This is a genomic window from Thioalkalivibrio sp. ALR17-21 (genome assembly GCF_000420185.1).
Classification (GTDB): Bacteria; Pseudomonadota; Gammaproteobacteria; order Ectothiorhodospirales; family Ectothiorhodospiraceae; genus Thioalkalivibrio; species Thioalkalivibrio halophilus.
Genome location: NZ_ATUL01000020.1, coordinates 1 through 17,872, shown reverse-complemented (window position 1 = coordinate 17,872; position 17,872 = coordinate 1). Strand labels below are relative to the sequence as shown.

At 67.0% G+C, this 17,872-nt stretch carries 18 protein-coding genes; 5 read left to right on the top strand and 13 right to left on the bottom strand.

The annotated features are described in order from the left end of the window. Positions 1-20: 20 nt before the first annotated feature. The 5 genes from G020_RS0110645 to G020_RS0110625 all read right to left on the bottom strand — a co-directional run bounded on the left by G020_RS0110645 (position 21) and on the right by G020_RS0110625 (position 4,763). The gene (locus tag G020_RS0110645) at positions 21-350 is read right to left on the bottom strand and encodes a hypothetical protein (protein WP_019591301.1); all 330 of its coding nucleotides are present in this window, start codon (positions 348-350) and stop codon (positions 21-23) included. A gap of 107 nt (positions 351-457) precedes the next feature. Further along, positions 458-1,168: a sensor histidine kinase KdpD gene (locus G020_RS0110640; protein ID WP_019591302.1), complete on the bottom strand. Its 711-nt coding sequence runs from the start codon at positions 1,166-1,168 to the stop codon at positions 458-460. Then, entirely contained in the window at positions 1,165-2,433 is a 1,269-nt protein-coding gene (locus G020_RS0110635) for a tetratricopeptide repeat-containing response regulator (protein WP_019591303.1), read from the bottom strand. The genes G020_RS0110640 and G020_RS0110635 overlap by 4 nt, the downstream gene beginning before the upstream one ends. Positions 2,434-2,516: 83 nt before the next feature. Next, on the bottom strand, positions 2,517-4,043 hold the full coding sequence (locus tag G020_RS0110630) for a BCCT family transporter (protein ID WP_019021951.1): 1,527 nt from the start codon (positions 4,041-4,043) through the stop codon (positions 2,517-2,519). A gap of 51 nt (positions 4,044-4,094) precedes the next feature. Further along, positions 4,095-4,763, bottom strand: coding sequence for a TVP38/TMEM64 family protein (locus G020_RS0110625; RefSeq protein WP_019021950.1), 669 nt, complete (start codon positions 4,761-4,763; stop codon positions 4,095-4,097). Between the two features lie 61 nt (positions 4,764-4,824). Here G020_RS0110625 and G020_RS0110620 point away from each other — a divergent pair, with 61 nt between their 5' ends. The 4 genes from G020_RS0110620 to G020_RS0110605 all read left to right on the top strand — a co-directional run bounded on the left by G020_RS0110620 (position 4,825) and on the right by G020_RS0110605 (position 9,713). After that, entirely contained in the window at positions 4,825-5,304 is a 480-nt protein-coding gene (locus tag G020_RS0110620) for a DUF302 domain-containing protein (protein WP_019591305.1), read from the top strand. Positions 5,305-5,433: 129 nt separating this feature from the next. After that, positions 5,434-6,639: a tryptophan synthase subunit beta gene (trpB, locus tag G020_RS0110615; protein WP_019591306.1), complete on the top strand. Its 1,206-nt coding sequence runs from the start codon at positions 5,434-5,436 to the stop codon at positions 6,637-6,639. A gap of 75 nt (positions 6,640-6,714) precedes the next feature. Then, positions 6,715-8,349: a BCCT family transporter gene (locus tag G020_RS0110610; protein ID WP_019591307.1), complete on the top strand. Its 1,635-nt coding sequence runs from the start codon at positions 6,715-6,717 to the stop codon at positions 8,347-8,349. A 140-nt stretch (positions 8,350-8,489) separates the two neighbouring features. Beyond that, positions 8,490-9,713, top strand: a complete 1,224-nt coding sequence (locus G020_RS0110605; protein ID WP_019591308.1) for a bifunctional alpha/beta hydrolase/OsmC family protein — start codon at positions 8,490-8,492, stop codon at positions 9,711-9,713. Here the strand turns inward: G020_RS0110605 and G020_RS0110600 are convergent. Then, positions 9,688-9,993 (bottom strand): hypothetical protein, encoded by a 306-nt coding sequence (locus tag G020_RS0110600; protein WP_019590289.1) that lies wholly within the window; start codon positions 9,991-9,993, stop codon positions 9,688-9,690. The two genes, G020_RS0110605 and G020_RS0110600, sit on opposite strands and share 26 nt — an antisense overlap. Before the next feature lie 53 nt (positions 9,994-10,046). Beyond that, on the bottom strand, positions 10,047-10,883 hold the full coding sequence (locus G020_RS0110595) for an alpha/beta hydrolase (RefSeq protein ID WP_019021945.1): 837 nt from the start codon (positions 10,881-10,883) through the stop codon (positions 10,047-10,049). Between the two features lie 86 nt (positions 10,884-10,969). On the opposite strand from G020_RS0110595, the gene G020_RS0110590 reads away from it, so the two are divergent. Beyond that, complete coding sequence (locus tag G020_RS0110590) at positions 10,970-13,225, top strand: bifunctional (p)ppGpp synthetase/guanosine-3',5'-bis(diphosphate) 3'-pyrophosphohydrolase (RefSeq protein WP_019591309.1); 2,256 nt, start codon at positions 10,970-10,972, stop codon at positions 13,223-13,225. On the opposite strand, the gene G020_RS0110585 is transcribed toward G020_RS0110590, so the two are convergent. The 6 genes from G020_RS0110585 to G020_RS15040 form a co-directional block, all read right to left on the bottom strand. Beyond that, a complete protein-coding gene (locus G020_RS0110585) occupies positions 13,164-13,487 on the bottom strand; it encodes a flagellar protein FliT (RefSeq protein ID WP_019590292.1) in 324 nt (107 codons plus the stop codon). The genes G020_RS0110590 and G020_RS0110585 overlap by 62 nt on opposite strands. Before the next feature lie 5 nt (positions 13,488-13,492). After that, a complete protein-coding gene (gene fliS / locus G020_RS0110580) occupies positions 13,493-13,915 on the bottom strand; it encodes a flagellar export chaperone FliS (protein ID WP_019021942.1) in 423 nt (140 codons plus the stop codon). A 70-nt stretch (positions 13,916-13,985) separates the two neighbouring features. Next, a complete protein-coding gene (fliD, locus tag G020_RS0110575) occupies positions 13,986-15,305 on the bottom strand; it encodes a flagellar filament capping protein FliD (protein WP_019591310.1) in 1,320 nt (439 codons plus the stop codon). 283 nt (positions 15,306-15,588) lie between these two features. Further along, positions 15,589-16,017, bottom strand: a complete 429-nt coding sequence (locus G020_RS15595; protein ID WP_255349450.1) for a flagellar protein FlaG — start codon at positions 16,015-16,017, stop codon at positions 15,589-15,591. Between the two features lie 93 nt (positions 16,018-16,110). Next, the gene (locus G020_RS0110565; protein ID WP_024329562.1) at positions 16,111-17,316 is read right to left on the bottom strand and encodes a flagellin; all 1,206 of its coding nucleotides are present in this window, start codon (positions 17,314-17,316) and stop codon (positions 16,111-16,113) included. A gap of 406 nt (positions 17,317-17,722) precedes the next feature. Continuing rightward, the coding region (locus tag G020_RS15040) for a flagellin (protein WP_255349528.1) at positions 17,723-17,872 on the bottom strand (150 nt) is incomplete at its 5' end.

Genomic DNA, 17,872 nt, shown 5'->3' with positions numbered 1-17,872 from the left:
GTGCGTCGTCCGCTCGTTGGTCAGTGGATGGCGTTGGCGGCGGCCGTCGCCTCCGCATTCACTTCGAGCGAACGGCCACTCTCGGGATCATACGAAAACCGGCCGACCAGGCGCACTTCCTCGCCCACGTGGTCGGCGACCGCCGCATCCGGCGAAATCGCCACGCGGTTGCGCGGATGATCCTCGATCCAGTAATGCCGCGGATCATCGAAGGACTGGACGCGACCGGTCACCTCCACCATCTCGCCGTCAAACTCCGCTGCGGAGCTGCTCAGCTGATCCAGGGTCACCGGCGCCGTGGTCTCCCCGCCGCAGGCCACCAGCACCAGTCCCAGCAGTGCCCCGGCCAACGCCGGACCGGCATGACGAATCCATCCTGCTTGCATTGATTCTCTCGATTTGACAGTAAGACCACAGGTTACCCGGCGCCCCGCAAAGGCGCCCGAAACCGCCGCCGCTACAGGGTTTCGGACGGCGGCAGCGCCGGCAGTCTCAGGGTAAAGCGCCCCCCGCCGAGATCCGAATCATTCGACAGCCGGACCGAGCCCGGCGTCCCGTCCGGTGCCGTGTGCAGCTCGGCGATCATCGCGCAGAAATACAGGCCCAGTCCGGTCCGCCCGGCGCCGCGCTCCAGCATCGCCTGATCCTCGGTGGTTCGCGAACCCAGCATGGGCTCCGGAAACCCGGGACCGTCGTCTTCCACCTGCAGCCACAGCTCGCCGTCGCGCACTGCGGCCGACAGACGGATGCGAGCGTTGCAATAACGCACCGTGTTGGTCACCACGTTCTCCAGCACCGCCGTCACCAGTTCCCGATCGAGCACCCATTCCAGGTCCTCGTCGCAGTCGATTTCGGCCGTCACCCCGCTGTGATCCATCAGCGGCTTGCTGGACGCCCAGTAGTCCTCCAGCAGTTCGATCACCAGCAGCGGGCGAAAACGCGGGGTGTAGAGCCCCTGCTGGTTGCGGTACAGCGTGAGCATCTGTATCAGGCTGTCGTGCACGCGATGGGCCTCGTACTGCAGTCGCGCGATGGTCTGCTCGTCGCAGTTGCACTCGCCGGTTTCCGGGTCGCGCAACGCCTCCAGCGAATTCATCGCCATCCCCAGCGAGTTCTTCATGTCGTGGATGGAAATGGCGATGACGGTACCGAAATCGATGCTCTTCATGTCTCCCCCGGGCCGCCGTTCGATGTCCGCAGGCTCCGCGCGCGTTCGCCCTCACCTGCCTGCTCCAGCAGGTCCGGCAGCACCTCGCGCAGCGCCGGCGGCGGTGATCCGGCTGCCATGGCCGCATCCAGCTGGCCGAGCAACCCCGCGCGATCCACCGCCACACCGGCCAGCAGCAGGCGCAGGCGCGTCACCACGACCCACCAGTGCACTTCCGGATGACCGCGGTAATCACTCTCCAGGCTCTGCAGTTTGGTCCGCGCCTCGCGGGTCGCCCCGCGCGCGATCAATGCCTCCAGTTGATACGCCATGTCACCCGGATGCGGTATCTGCATCTGGGTCGCCAGGGCCATCGCATGGCGCCAGGCACGCGCGGCGCGCTCGTATTCCCCCCGGGCCAGGGCCAGCCGCCCCAGCGCCCGCTGCCGCGCCAGCGACTTGGGCGAGCGTTCCGCCGCCGCCACCAGCACGTCCAGCGCCTCGCGCTCGCGGCCGGTGCGTTCCAGCACGAACGCCAGCCGGTCATGCGCCGGCATGTAATACGGCGTTGCCGCGATGGCCGCTCGATACGCCTCCTCGGCAGCCGCAAGGTCCCCCTCGGCTTCGGCCACCTCGCCCAGACGCACCTGTGCCCAGGGCGGCGTGGTCTCGCCCGTCACCGCACGGGCGGCCTCGGCCGCCACGCCCGGCTCGCCCTCGGCCAGGGCCAGATCGCTGCGCAGGCGCTGCAGGTCGGCGGCACGCCCCTCTCCTGCTTCCAGCATGCGTTCGGCCTCGGCCCGCGCCTGTGCGAACTCGCCACGACGCCAGTACGGATCCAGCGCGCGCAGCGGATCCCGCCGCCGCAGGGCGCGCTGCAGCCGCACCACCAGCAGTTCGCGGTTGAAGGGCTTGGACAGGTAGGCATCGGGGCCGCTCTCCAGCGCCCCCATGACCATCTCGTTGCTGTTCTCGGCGGTGACCATCACGAACACCGTGGCCGGCCCGACCCAGCCCTGTTCACGGGCCCGGTCCAGTACCTGCTGGCCGTCCGGCCCGTCACCCAGGTTGTAGTCGCACAGCACGATGTCGTAGCGACGCCGTTCCAGCTTGTCCAGCGCATCCACGCCATCACGCGCGAGATCGATGTCCTCGAAGCCGGAGGTCAGCAGCATCTCGCGCAGGGTCGCCCGCATGTTGGCGAAATCGTCCACCACCAGCACCGCCAGGCGCGACAGCGGGCGCCCGGCAGAGCCGGCACGGGAAGGGGGAGCGGCGGTCGACATGCGCGCAGTGTGGCGCAGCCGACCGCCGAAACCAAGACCCGGAACAGGGACTTGTCCCGTACCGGCCGACGCATCAGGCCGCGTCAGTACGGGGCGGCCGTCTCGCCCTGCAGTGCCCGGGTCAGGTTCACGCAGGCGAACAGCAGGATGATCGCCACCGGCAATCCCGCGGTGATCGCCCCGGTCTGCAGCCCGTCCAGGGCCATCTCGCCGCCCACGATCAGCAGGGTCGCCGCTACCGCGCCCTCGGTGATGCCCCAGATCACCCGCTGACGCTTGGGCGAGCGCGTGCTCCCGCGCGAGACCAGCGCGTCGATCACGTGGGTCCCGGAGCCCGACGAGGTGATGAAGTAGGTCGCGATCAGGACGGTCGCCAGCCCCGAGGCCAGATGGAACAGCGGCAGCTGCTCCAGCGTGGCGTACAGCGCAATGGTCGTGTCCTCGGCCACCGCCGCCGCGATCCCCGCCCCGTCTCCGAACAGCTCGAAATGCAGCGCCGTGCCGCCGAACACCGCCAGCCACACGAACACGAAAAGGGACGGCAGCAGCAGCACGCCGGCAATGAACTCGCGGATGGTGCGCCCGCGCGAGACCCGCGCGATGAAGATCCCGACGAACGGTGACCAGGCGATCCACCAGGCCCAGTAGAAGATGGTCCAGCTCTTCTGCCACTCGGCCTCCTGCATCGCGCCGGCGGTCAGACTCAGCTGCACGATGTGGTTGAGATACTCGCCAATGGAGTCGAGGAAGAAACGGATGATGAACAGCGTCGGCCCGGCGAGCAGCACGAACAGCAGCAACGCCGTGGCCAGCCACAGGTTGGCCAGGCTCATCCATTTCAGCCCGCGGTCCAGCCCGGAGATCACGGCCATCACCGCGACGAAGGTGATCGCCCCGATGATCCCCACCTGGAACCAGCCGGACACCGGCATGCCGAACAGCACGTTGAGGCCGGTGTTCAGCTGCATCGCGCCGAAGCCCAGCGAGGTCGCCAGCCCGAACAGCGTGCCGAACACCGCGAGGATGTCGATCACGTGCCCGATCGGCCCGTAGATCCGATCCCCCAGCATTGGATAGAAGATCGACCGAATGGTCAGCGGCAGGCCCTTGCGGAACGAGAAATACGCCACCGACAGGCCCAGCACCACGTACACCGCCCAGGCATGCAGGCCCCAGTGGAAAAAGGTGAAGGCCATGGCTTCACCGGCCGCCTCCTGGGTCTCGCCCTCGCCGAACGGCGGGTTCTGGTAGTGCAGCATCGGCTCGGCCACGCTCCAGAAGATCAGACCGATGCCCATGCCCGCCCCGAACAGCAGGGAGAACCACGCCATGAAGCTGAACTCCGGACGGTCCTCGGTATTCCCGAGGCGAATCCGCCCGTACGGACTGAGCGCCAGCCAGACCAGAAAGGCAAGGAAGACGGTCACCGCCAGGATGTAGATCCAGCCCAGATACTCGGTGATGAACCCGTGGATCGCGGCAAAGGTCAGCGAGGCCGTCTCGGTGAAGATGACCCCGAACAGCACGAAGGTCAGCACCACGATCGACGAGGCGGTGAACACCACCGGGTTTACGGTGGCGAAGAACGCATGCGGTCGTCCGAATATCATTCGTTCTCTCTCAGGTTTGTGCGTAGATCCGCTGGCCGCGCAGCCGTGCCGTCAGGCCTCGCCCGAGCGGCGGTAATGCTGCCGCAGCCAGCCCCCGACCGCCAGCAGCAGCGCCAGCACGCCCAGCGGCACCAGGGTCCAGGGCTGCAGTGCGTCGCCGTCCTCAATGGCCTCCGCCGCCCCGTAAAGCACGCTGGAATACACACCCCATTTCACGCACAGCCCCAGGGTCGTGGCCAGCACGAAGGTCGCGCGGGGCAGGCCCAGCATGCCCCCGGCATAATTGATGACGGAATGCGGGAACCCCGGGAAGGTACGCATCGCCATCAGATTCAGGAAGTCGCCGTGCCGACGCAGGGCCTCCACCAGCCAGGGATGGTGCCGCAGCGGGCCGCGATCCGCACCCAGACGACCCGCGAGCCAGTACCCGCCCAGCGCGCCCGCGACACTGCCGGTCACCAGCAGCGGGACCGCGACCCATGGCGCCACGAACGGCGCAATCAGCCACACCACCAGACTGCCCGGCAGCGCGAAGGTGAACAGGATCGCCATCAGCACCACCAGCCCCGCGAGCAGCCAGGGATCGCCGGTAAGCCGGCGCCCCGTCTCCAGGATCCATTCCGGATCACCGACGGCCATGCCCAGCCCGATCCCGAGCACCACCAGCCCGGCCAGCAACAGCGGACCGCCATGCTCTTTCAGGGAGCTCGCCATGGTCATTTCAGGCCCGACGGGCGTATCGTGGGAATGCTGACAACAAAAACAGCGAGGAGAGAGAGCAATGCAGAACCGTTTCCTGTTGGGGGCCATCATCGGCCTGATCGCCGGTATCATCCTGGCCTTTGCCTATGCCTACAACGCCGCGCCCGGACTGATGATCGTCGAGGACGAAAGCCAGTATGGCTACGCGGAAACCATCGAGCGCATCGAGACCGCGGCCGAAGCCGAAGGCTGGGCGGTCCCGACCAAGCACGACCTGAGCGGCACCGTGGGCGAACATGGATACGACGTCGCCCCGGTCACGGTCCTCGAACTGTGCCAGCCGGATCACGCCGGGAACCTCCTGAGCGAGGAAGACAACTATCTGGTGACCTCCATGATGCCCTGCCGCGTCTCGGTCTACGAACGCGCTGACGGTACCGTCATCGTATCGCGCATGAACACCAGTCTGGTGGCGCGGGTGTTCGGCGGCAGCATCGCCGAGATCATGGCCGAAGCCACCGAGGACAACGAACGCATCCTCGAAAGCGTGCTGCAGTAAACCGGCCCCGGCGCCCGGCCCGGCCGGGCGCCCTCCCCGCCCGCTTGTCCGCACGAGCGGCAACTACGATGATAGGCCCTCTCACGGAGATCCACGGCGGCCCACGCCGCCCCCGGCCACGAGACTGCCATGTCGTACCTCAAGGACTTTCCGAATGCCGAAGGCTATTTCGGTGATTTTGGCGGCGCCTTCCTGCCACCGGAACTCGAATCCCATTTCGCCGAGATCGAGCGCGCCTGGCGTCAGCTGGCGCTGTCGGCGGACTTCCTGCAGGAACTTCGCTACATCCGCCGGCATTACCAGGGCCGCCCCACCCCGGTCTACTACGCGCGCAACCTCAGCCGCGAGGCCGGCGCGCATATCTACCTCAAGCGCGAGGACCTCAACCACTCCGGGGCACACAAGCTCAATCACTGCATGGGCGAGGCCCTTCTCGCGCGCCACATGGGCAAGAAGAAGCTGATCGCGGAGACCGGCGCCGGCCAGCACGGCGTGGCCCTGGCCACTGCGGCGGCCTGCTTCGGCATGGAATGCGAGATCCACATGGGCGAGATCGACATCGAAAAGGAAGCGCCCAACGTCACCCGCATGAAGCTGATGGGGGCGGAGGTCGTCCCGGTATCTTTCGGCGGGCGCAGCCTCAAGGAAGCGGTGGACTCCGCGTTCCAGTCGTATCTCTCGCAGGCCGACGAGGCCCTGTTCGCGATCGGCTCGGTGGTCGGCCCGCACCCGTTCCCGCTGATGGTGCGCAACTTCCAGTCGGTGGTGGGGATCGAGGCGCGCGAGCAGTATCAGGAACTGACCGACGGCCAGCTGCCGGAACAGGTGGTTGCCTGCGTGGGGGGCGGGTCCAACGCAATGGGCATGTTCGCCGGTTTCATCGATGATCCCGAGGTGCAGCTCAACGGTGTGGAGCCGCTGGGTCGCGGCAGCGAACCGGGACAGCATTCCGCCACCATGACCTTCGGCAAACCGGGGATGCTGCACGGCTTCAAGTGCATGCTGCTGACCGACAACGAGGGCAACCCGGCCCCGGTGCATTCGATCGCCTCCGGGCTGGACTACCCCGGGGTCGGCCCCGAACACTCGTATCTGAAGACCACCGGGCGGGTCGCCTATCACGCCATCGGCGATGACGAGACTCTGGATGCCTTTTACCGCCTGTCGCGGACCGAAGGCATCATCCCCGCCCTGGAGAGCGCCCATGCAGTCGCCTGGGCGGTGGAGCACGCGCGCGAGCACCCGGGCAGCACCGTACTGGTGAACCTTTCCGGGCGCGGCGACAAGGACATCGACTACGTGGCACGCACCTTCGGTCATGGCCGGGCGGAATGAAAACAGCGCACGCATTGAGGCTTCCGCCCCGGACGTGCAATCATCCCACTATCACCAAACAAGGGAGGTATCGGGGTGAGCGACAACGACGATCTGCAAAAGCAAAAAGAAGAGCTGGAAAAGGCCTACGACACCGATCACGAGATCGGTGAGCAGAACATCAACCCTCTCGGACTGGATCTCCACAACCCGGTTTTCGTGGTCAGTGCCGCACTGATCCTGCTGTTCGTGATCGGCGCCCTGGTCTTCCCGGAACAGGCGAATGACAGCCTCGGCGCCACCCAGACCTGGATCCAGGAAACCTTCGACTGGCTGTTCCTCTCGGCCGGCAACCTGTTCGTCCTCTTCGCCCTCGCCCTGATCCTCCTCCCGATCGGCCGCATCCGTATCGGCGGCCAGGACGCCAAACCCGATTTCGGCGTGCTGTCCTGGTTCTCCATGCTGTTCGCCGCGGGCATGGGCATCGGCCTGATGTTCTGGGCCGTGGCGGAACCCGTGGGCTACTTCACCGAATGGTTCGGCACCCCGCTGGGGATCGAAGGCGGCACCGAGGCCTCCAAGCAAGCCGCGCTGGGCGCCACCATGTATCACTGGGGTCTGCATCCCTGGGCGGTCTACGCCATCGTCGGCCTCGCGCTGGCCTTCTTCGCCTACAACAAGGGGCTGCCGCTGACCATCCGTTCGGCGTTCTACCCGATCCTGGGCGAGCGCGTCTGGGGCCCGTTCGGCCACGTGATCGACACCCTGGCGGTGCTGGCCACGCTGTTCGGTCTCGCCACCTCGCTGGGTCTGGGGGCGCAGCAGGCGGCCTCCGGCCTGGACTTCCTGTTCGACGGCATCGACGGCGGACTGGGCACGCAGCTGGCGGTGATCATCGGCATCACCGTGATCGCCCTGCTCTCGGTCATGCGCGGCATCGACGGCGGGGTGAAGGTGCTGAGCAACCTCAACCTGATCGTCGCCGGGCTGCTCATGCTGTTCGTGATGATCTTCGGCGGCTTCATCGCCTTCCTCGCCAACACCGGCACCACGCTCTCGGCCTATGCCCAGTACATCATCCCGCTGAGCAACCCGGTCGGGCGTGAGGACGAGACCTTCTACCACAGCTGGACGATCTTCTTCTGGGCGTGGTGGATCTCCTGGTCGCCGTTCGTCGGCATGTTCATCGCGCGCGTCTCGCGCGGCCGTACGGTGCGCCAGTTCGTCACCGCCGTGCTGATCGTACCCACGCTGGTCACCGTCATCTGGATGAGCGTGTTCGGCGGTACCGGCATCGATCAAGTGCGCGAAGGCATCGGCGCGCTGGCCGACGAGGGCATCACCGACTCCTCGCTGGCGCTGTTCCAGATGCTGCAGAACCTGCCGCTGGCCGCGCTCACCTCGTTCCTGGCCGTGGTGCTGGTGCTGGTGTTCTTCGTGACCTCCTCGGACTCCGGTTCGCTGGTCATCGACAGCATCACCTCCGGCGGCAAGACCGACGCCCCGCAGTCCCAGCGCCTGTTCTGGGCCACCGTCGAGGGCCTGATCGCCGCCGTACTGCTGGCCGTGGGCGGAGCCGCCGCCCTGTCGGCCCTCCAGGCCGGAGCCGTCAGCACCGGTCTGCCGTTCATGATCGTGCTTCTGGTCATGTCGGTCAGCCTGCTGATGGGGCTGTTCCACGAGCTGAAGCTGATCCGGATCGCCGAGGCCGAAGCAGCCGGCAAGGCGTAGGACCGGCCTGCTCCACTGCCCGCTCCGTCTTCCGGAGCGGGCCGGGCCACCCGCCGGGAGCGCCTTCCGGCGGGTTTTTTGTTTTCCGGGATCCGGCCGACATCCGGGCGGATCCCGGCACGGATACAGGAGGCCGCAGCATGCGCCGAGAACGCGTCGAATTTCCGGGCCACCAGGGCCAGATGCTGGCCGGGCGCATCGACCGCCCCACCGGGCCCGTACGGGCCTGGGCCCTGTTCGCCCACTGCTTTACCTGCGGCAAGGACAATCGCGCCGCCAACCGCATCGCCCGCGGGCTGGCCGAGGCCGGGATCGCGACGCTGAGGTTCGATTTCACCGGACTGGGCGACAGCGAGGGCGACTTCGCCAACAGCGGCTTCTCCTCCAATCTGGAGGACCTGCTGGCCGCGGCCGACTACCTGCGCGGGCGAGAGGCCGCCCCCGCCCTGCTGGTTGGCCACAGCCTGGGCGGCGCGGCGGTACTGGGCGTCGCCGGTCGGATTCCAGAATGCCGCGCGGTCGCCACCATCGCCGCCCCGTTCGAGGCCGACAGCGTGCTGGACCACTTCGGCGAGGCGCTAGAGACCATCGAGACCGAAGGCGAGGCGACGGTGAACCTCGCCGGCCGCCCGTTCCGTATCCGGCGGGAGTTCGTCGAGGACCTGCGCAGCCAGACCCAGGCCGAACGCATCCGCGACCTCGACCGGCCGCTGATGATCCTGCACGCTCCGGGCGACACGGTGGTGTCGGTGGACGCGGCGCGGCGCATCTTCGAGACGGCGCGCCATCCAAAGAGCTTCGTGTCACTGGACGATGCCGACCACACCCTGCTCAATCCGGCCGACGCCGAATACGTGGCCGGACTGGTCGCCGCCTGGGGCACACGCTATATCGGCGAAGAACGAGGGGATTCGGCGGACGCGGACGCGCCCGGCGACGGGACCGCAGTGACGGTCGAGGAGACCGGCGACGGCCAGTACCAGCAGGACGTCCGCATCGGCCCGCATCACTTCCTGGCCGACGAACCGCCGGACGTCGGCGGCGATGGCACCGGCCCGAACCCCTACGAGCTACTGCTGGCGTCGCTGGGGGCCTGCACCAGCATGACCCTGCGCATGTACGCCGCGCACAAGCAGCTGCCGCTGGAACGCGTCCGGGTGCATCTGCAGCACGAGAAACTCAAGGGCGAGAACGGCCCGGTCGACCGCATCACCCGCGAGATCACCATCGAGGGCGACCTGGATGCGAAACAGCGCGAACGCATGCTGCAGATCGCCGATCGCTGTCCGGTACACCGCACCCTGCACGGCGAGGTGCAGGTGGAGACCCGGGAACGGTCTACAGGTACTTCAGACGCGCGCTGAGGCTGTCCACGTCGGAGACGACATCCTGCAGAGTCGTGCCGCCATCGGAGGAACCGACCACCACGCCCCGGCCGGACACCGGAATGATGCTGTCAATCTGGAAGCGACCGGCGGTTCCGCGCAGGAAACATTCCTCGTCGAAGAACAGGGTGTCGCCTTCGGGGCCGATCGTATCCGCCTCGAGGGTTTCGTATCCGATCAGTCCGGGCAGGTCTTCCCGTCCGCCGATCTCGATCGGTTCGATGGACTGTTTTTCGGCATCGATCAGCAGTGCTTTCATGGCTTTCTCCCGTGCAGCAAGTAGTGGTGAATCGTGATGGACCCGGCGCGACCTCAGGGCGTTCCGCCACGCAGCAGGCCGGCCGCGGCGAGGAAATCCTGCAACCCGCGGGTGTAAAGCGACCCGGACCGCAGGAAGCCGTCGTTGTGGCCGCCGCACAGGCCCAGGATCGGCGGGGTGCCCGGGGCCGCCGCCTGCAGGCGGCGCGCATGCTCGAAGGGCACGATCTCGTCCTCGCGCGCATGCACCAGCAGCAGCGGGGCTTCCAGGCGCCGGACATGTTCGAGGACCGGATACGGATGGCGGATCAGCCAGCGTACCGGCAGGAACGGGTAGATCTCCGCCCCCAGATCCGCCGCCGAAGTGAACGCGGACTCCAGGATCACCGCACCGGGTTCGCGCTCCGCCGCCAGGCGCGCCGCCACCGCCGCCCCCAGCGAGCGGCCGAACACCACGATGTCCTCCGTCGCGTAGCCGCGTTCCTCGCGCAGATAGTCCCAGGCGGCCTCGGCGTCGGCGTGCAGCCCCGGCGCATCCGGCCGGCCCGAGGAACGGCCGTAGCCGCGATAATCGATGATCAGCACCGCGAGCCCCACCTCGTGGAACCGCTGCAGCGAATGCAGGCGATGCCCGATGTTGCCCGCATTGCCATGGAAGAACAGCAGCACCGGGGCATCCTCCTCCGGCCCCGGCAGATACCAGCCGTGCAGGCGCACGTCCGCCTCCGGCTCCAGCCACACCTCCTCGAAGTCCAGCCCGGCGTCCGCGGGCGTGGAGGTCACGTCACGCGAGGGCATGTAAATCAGGCGGTCCTGGGTCAGATAGACGGTCGCCACCAGCACGGCGTAACCCGTCGCGAGCAGGATCAGGAACCGGATCACATTGGCCATGCCCATGATCCTGAACATCCCCGTCGCCCTGCGCAACTCGGGTACAATGGGCGCGTCTCATCCCCGCGCCCGACACGGTCCTCGCGATGCGCCATTCCCTGCTGACCAACACCGAACTCCTCGGCCTGGATCGTGACCGGCTGCTACAGCGTCTGGCCGGCGACACCGCCCCGGACGATGCCCTCGCCTCCGCACTGGACCGCGCGCTGGAGTCGGTTGACGCCGCCGGTCTGGAGGCGCATGCGCTGGATGTCGCCGAGATCCTGCGCCACCTCAACGTCGACCGTCAGACCCTGATCGCCACCCTGCTGGTCCCGGTCTTTCTCGCTGGCCACGCCGACGCAAAGGCCCTGCGCCGGGACTACGGCGAACGCGTCGCGCAGCTCACCGAGAACGTCTCCGCACTGGTCCGCCGCCGCTTCGAGACCCCGGCCGGCCGGCCCGAACAGGCCGAGCGCCTGCGCCGCATGCTGATGGCCATGGTCGACGACGTGCGCGCGGTGCTGATCAAGCTGGCGTTCCGCGTGCAGCACCTGCGCCTGGTGGTCAAGGAACCCGACGCCAGTGCCCGCGCGCTGGCACAGGAGACCCTGGACGTGATCGCCCCGCTGGCCAACCGGCTGGGCGTGGGCCAGCTCAAGTGGGAGATGGAAGATCTCTCGCTGCGCATCCTCGAACCGGAGACCTACCGCGATATCGCGCGCGGGCTGGAGGAGAACCGCACCGAGCGCGAGGAATACGTCGCCCGCTTCACCCGGATGCTGGAAAAGCACCTGGCCGATGCGGGGATCGAGGCCCGGGTGTTCGGCCGGCCCAAGCACATCTACAGCATCTGGAAGAAGATGCAACGCAAGAACACCTCGCTGTCCGAGCTGTACGACCTGCGCGCCACGCGCGTGATCGTCGACCGGCTGGCGACCTGCTACACCGTGCTGGGCGTGGTGCACAACCACTGGCGCCACCTGCCCGGCGAGTTCGACGACTACATCGCCAACCCCAAGGACAACGGCTACCAGTCCCTGCACACCGCGGTGGTGGGACCGGAGGGCAAAGTCGTGGAAGTGCAGATCCGCACCCGCGAGATGGACGAGTTCGCCGAACTCGGGGTCGCCGCCCACTGGCGCTACAAGGAAGGCGGACGCGAGGATCGCGCCCTGAACCAGGCCATCACCTCGCTGCGCCAGCTACTGGAGAACGACGGCTCCGACCAGAACCTGCTCGACGAGATCCAGAGCGAGCCGCTGCACCAGCGCGTGTTCGTACTGACCCCGCAGGGCGACGTGCTGGACCTCGCCCAGGGCGCCACGCCGCTGGATTTCGCCTACGCCGTGCACACCGAGGTGGGCCACCGCTGCCGCGGCGCCAAGGTCGACGGGCGCATCGTCCCGCTCACCTACCGCCTGCGCTCCGGCGAACGCGTCGAGGTCCTCACCACGCGCGAGGGCGGCCCCAGCCGCGACTGGCTCAACCCCAACCTCGGCTATCTCAACACCTCCCGGGCGCGGGCCAAGGTGCGCACCTGGTTCCGCCAGCAGCATCAGGACGAGCACCTCGCCACCGGCAAGCAGCTGTTCGACCGCGAATGCCAGCGTCTCGGACTGCACGAACGCATCCCCGATCTCGACCGCGACGAACTCGCGCGGCAGATGAAATACCCCGGGTTCGACGAGCTGATGATCGCGCTGGGCGCCGGCGACATCACCACGGGACAGATCGCCGGACGCCTGGCGCAGATGATCCGCGAGCGCCGCGAACGCGACAAGACCCGCGAGGAGGCGCCCGCCGCGCCGAGCCCCCGTCGCCGCGAGGGCCGCCGCGATGGCGACGCCGCGGAGCACAACGCCGAGGACATCCGCATCCGCGGGGTCGGCGGTCTGCTCACCACCCGCGCGCAGTGCTGCGACCCGCAGCCCGGGGACCCGATCATCGGCTTCATCACCCGCGGCGCCGGTGTCTCCGTGCACCGCGACGACTGCCCCAACATCCTCCACCTGCCGGAGGACAAGCGCGCACGCCTGATACCGGTCAGCTGGGGCGATGAACCCGAAACCGAAATCGTGTCGCTGGAGCTGGAAGCGCAGGACCGCGCCGGCCTGTTCGCCGAGGTCGGCGGGGTGTTCTCGCAGAGCGGGATCAATCTGCTGCGGGTCAACACGCAGACCGATCCGGCAGATCGCAGCGTGCGCATGGAGCTGGAGGCGGAGGTCTCCGACCTGGGCGAGCTGAGCGGCCTGTTCGACCGCCTGCATTCACTGGATAACGTCTACGAGGTGCGCCGGGTCAGCCCCGGCGGGTGTTCTGATACGCCCCCACCGCCCGCTGGCCCTGACGCAGGCCCTTGATCTCGCGCGCGGTCTCGGAGCGCCGTTCGGCCAGCCCCGGCACCGTGGCCGCATAGAACTCGGACAACCGCTCCAGCGCCGCGCGCACGTCGGTCTCGGCGCCCGCCGGAGGGCGGTCTCCGCTGCTCACCGTGGCACGCTGGATCAGCGCCCGCGCTTCCTCGTCGAGCGCGGGCAGGGATTCCCAGTCCTCGGCATCCCGGGCCGCCTGCAGGCGGCCCAGGACATCATCCAGCGCACTCGCCAGCGAACGAGGGTCCAAGACGGTCAGCTGGCGCGAGATGCGGACGCGTTGCGGTATTCCGGCGGGATCTCGTCCCAGCCTGCCTTGATCTCGCGCAGCAGCTTCGACACCTCGTCCAGCCGTTCCGGATCGTTGTGCAGGTTGGCCTCGGTCAGGCGGCGCATCATGTAGGAATACAGCGCGGCCAGACGCTCGGCCAGCTCCGGATTGTGCTTGTCATCCAGCATCGAGCGCAGGGAGTCGATGATGTCGATCGCCTTGCCGATACGCTCGCCCTTGTAAGCGATATTGCCCGCCTTCATCGCACCCTTGGCCACCGCGATCCGCTCCAGCGCCCCCTCGAACAACATCTGCACCAGACGGTGCGGATCCGCGACCTGCACCTCGGACAGCATGCCCGCCTGGCGGTAGGAATCGACGTTCTTTCTCGTGTTCATGCCGTACATGCTCGCCTCCGTTCGGAAACCGGACGGCACCTTTGCGGCACCGCCTGCCAATCATCGATGGATCGTTCTGTTACTGTCCCATACCGGCCAGCTGCTGCTGCAGGTAATCCCCTGTCTGCTGCATCTGGGCCACGGCCGTATCCATGCTGGAGAACTGGCGCACCAGGCGGGCCTCCAGCCGTTCGATCCGGTCATCCAGCCGTTCACGCTGGTCATCCACCCGCGACTGCTCGTTCTGCAACCCGTCCTGGCGGACCTGGAACAGACCCTCGCGCCCGGTAATGCTCTCGAGGGTATCGTCCACCCCGCCGGCCAGGTCGCGCACCGCCGCGGCGATGTCGTCGAAGCCCTCACGCTCCATCGCATCATCGAACCGCTGGGTATCGAACTGCAGCGTCCCGTCACGCTGAGTCGTGATGCCGAGATCCGCGAAGGTCTGGTTGTTGATGCCTTCTACCGACGAGCGTTCGATCAACGCATTGCTCAGGCGGCTGCGTGCACTGCGCACGGTGGAATCCCCGGTCAGCACCGAGGCCTCGTCTTCCTCGACGTCGTAACTCGTCAGTTCCCGGACCTCACCGATCATGCTGTTGTAGGCCTCGACGAACGACTCCAGCTGATTGCGCAGTGCGCCTCGGTCTTCGCTGATCGAGACCCGCGTGGAACCTTCAGCTTCCAGGTCGATGGACAGGCCCTCGATGGTGTCCTCCAGCGTGTTGCTCGGGCTGGTGATGGCCATCCCGTTGATCACGGCCTCGGCATCCTGGGCCTGCACCATCTCGGTCTGGTTCTCCAGACGCTGCAGATCCGCATCACCGTCCACGGTCACCGAGATCGTGTTCTCCGCACCGGTGCGCTCGGCGGTCATCGTCAGGCGCGGGCCGTCGCCGTCGTTCACGATGGAGGCATTCACGCCCGCATCCGCATCGTTGATCGCATTGCGCAGATCACGCAGGGAGTCACCGTCCTCCACCTCGATGGACACCTCATCACCGTCGCCCACCTGGATGGTAAAAGTCCCGGACCCGACGTCGTCGCTCGACTCCTCGAACAGCCCGGAATCGGAGGCCACCGTCTGCGCCCGGGCCAGCTGATTGACCTCCAGGTCGAACTCCCCGTTCGGTGCATCGCCGGTGACGAACACACTGGCCACATCGTCGTTCGTCAGCGACACCGACTGCTCGGGCTCGAACTCGGCCAGACTCGACACGGCCGAACCGATCCCGTCCATGGTGTTGCTGATCTGCCCGTAGGCGGAGATCTCCGCCTCGATGCGTTCCTCGCGTTCGTTCAGCCGGGCCTCGCGCGGCGCGCGCTGCGAGTTCACCAGATCGCCCACGATCTGATTTAGATCCAGCCCGGAACCGACACCGAGAGAACTGATGGCCATGATCGTTACCTTCCTGCCCGCTGCGCGGGTGTCCCGTCGTTTCTGACCAGGTTAACGGCCCTTCTGCCGAAAACTTGAGCGGATGAATCATTATGGACCCAAGCCTGCCCCCGCGGGTCATCCTCGAATGAGAAGAGTCACTGTAGGAGCGGCTTTAGCCGCGAAAACGACCACCATGTGGCCCCCACATCCACATTCGCGCGCAAGCGCGCTCCTACAAGGACCGGGCCAGCGCAATAACGCCTTCGACGCAGCAAGAACGATGCCGCCCGGCCCGCACCGCTCAGGCCTTGTCGACAAATCCCGTGCCGCCAAGCGCCCGTTCGTTCTCGAAATGCTCCGCCAGGACTAGCATCTGCTCCGGCGGGATCTGGCGGATGATCTCGTCGCTTTCGCCATCCATCACCGTGATGACAGTGCGCCCGGTGGAATCATCCACACTGAACTCCAGGGTTCGCTGACTGTTCTGCAGATAGGCGTTGATCGATTCGACCACCGGCTCGAGGTCGGAGGCCTCCACCGGTTCAGCGACCTCCCGCCTCTCGCTACCGGAAGACCCCTGCCGTTCCGGCCCGCTCTCGCTCGCCGGGGCGGCAGCTCCCTTCCGCTCGACAGCGCCACCCCCCGGAGCTTCCGAACCGCGCCCGTCAGCACGCCCGCCCCCGGATTCCCCGGAGCGGGTATTCGGCGTGTAGCCCCCGGCGCCCGGCATGCTGTTGTTGATCATATCCGTCATATGGCAGCCCTCCGTGGAAGGACCCGGGCCTCATGCCCGAATCCTTCCAGCGTCGTGGTCAGTGAGAGTTTACTGCAGAAGCCCCAGCACGTTCTGCGGCACCGCATTGGCCTGCGACAGCACGGCGATCCCGGCCTGCTGCAGCACCTGCGCCCGGGTCAGCTCCGCCGTCTCCGCGGCGAAGTCCGCATCCCGGATCCGCGAACGCGCATCCGACAGGTTCTCCGAGCCGATCTCCAGGTTGGAAATCGTGCTCTCGAAACGCGTCTGCACCGCACCCAGCTCCGCACGCAGCGAGTTCACCTCGGTCAGCGCACCATCCAGCGCGCCCATCGCCTGCGTCGCGGTCTCGCGCGTCGTCACGTCGATGTCGTTCAGGGTTACGTTTTCGGCCGTTGCTCCGGCAAACAGATCGACATCCCCATCTCCATCTCCGTCCAGATCAATGTCCCCGCCGGTCACGCCCAGGTTTTCGGTGCCGAACTGCGAGGTAATCGCGATGGTCGTGTTGCCTTCATTGTCCACCCGCAGGGCGGCCTGCAGGTTGGCGTCCGCCACCGCCGCCGCATTGTCATCCCCGCCGGCCGCTTCATCGGCGATCTCCGCGTTCACCAGGCGGACCACATCCTCCAGCGTCTCGGCGCCATCCAGATCCACCACGATGGCGTCGAACGCGTCGCCCGTGATCGTGATATCGCTGATCGATTCAAACCCTTCGGAGATCTGTTCCTGCGTCAGGCCGTCTTCGCCGACGACCTCGGTCGTGCCCAGCTGCGACGTACGCGCATCCACGCCACTCACTGCGATGGTCTGCCCCTGGTTTGCCCCTACCTGGAAGAACAGGTCCTCCACCGTGCCATCCAGTACCGAGCCACCGTTGAACTCGGCCGAGTTGGCCACACGGCTGACCTCCTCCATCAGCTGCTGGACCTCGTCGTTGATCGCCTGACGGTCCGACGCCGAGTTGGTGTCGTTCGCCGCCTGCACCGCGAGCTCGCGCGCACGCTGCAGCGCGTCGCCAATGGTGTTCAGCGCCCCCTCGGCCGTCTGCGCGAACGAGATGCCGTCATTCGAGTTGCGCACCGCCTGATTGAGGCCATTGATCTGGCTGGTGAAACGTTCCGAGATGGCCAGTCCGGCCGCATCGTCCTTCGCACTGTTGATGCGAAGACCCGATGACAGACGCTCCAGCGACTGCGACAGGGCGTTCTGCGAGACATTCAGGTTCCGCTGGGCATTCAGCGAAAGGATGTTGGTGTTGATGACTTGCGACATGGTCTTTTCCTCTTGCCATGACAGCCCCATTACGGGGGCCAACCGTGCGGAAACATTTCCGCTCCTGCTGGCGGTAACGGCCGACGGGCAAGAACCTTTAGCCCCAGCGGCAAATTTTTTCCGCCCCGCTGCGCCGCACCATGTCGCGCCGCAAATCCCTTTACCCGGATTCTGGCCGATCCCGGCGGCAACTACCTGCCGCCGCCAAAAAATCCCCGCAATCCATCACACAGCCGGATCCCATATCCCGAACCCCGCCACCCCGTGGGAGCGCGCTCGCGCGCGAAAACGCACCCGCCCGGACTACCGCCCCCGAGATCACCCCACAACGCAAAAAGGCCCACCCCGATCACTCGGGACGGGCCCCGGGATGGCCCGCAACACGGGCCCGGAGGAAACCTCCGCCTTACTGCAGCAGACCCAGCACGTTCTGCGGCACCGCATTCGCCTGCGACAGCACCGAGGTCCCCGCCTGCTGCAGCACCTGCGCCCGGGTCAGCTCCGCCGTCTCCGCGGCAAAGTCCGCATCCCGGATCCGCGAACGCGCATCCGACAG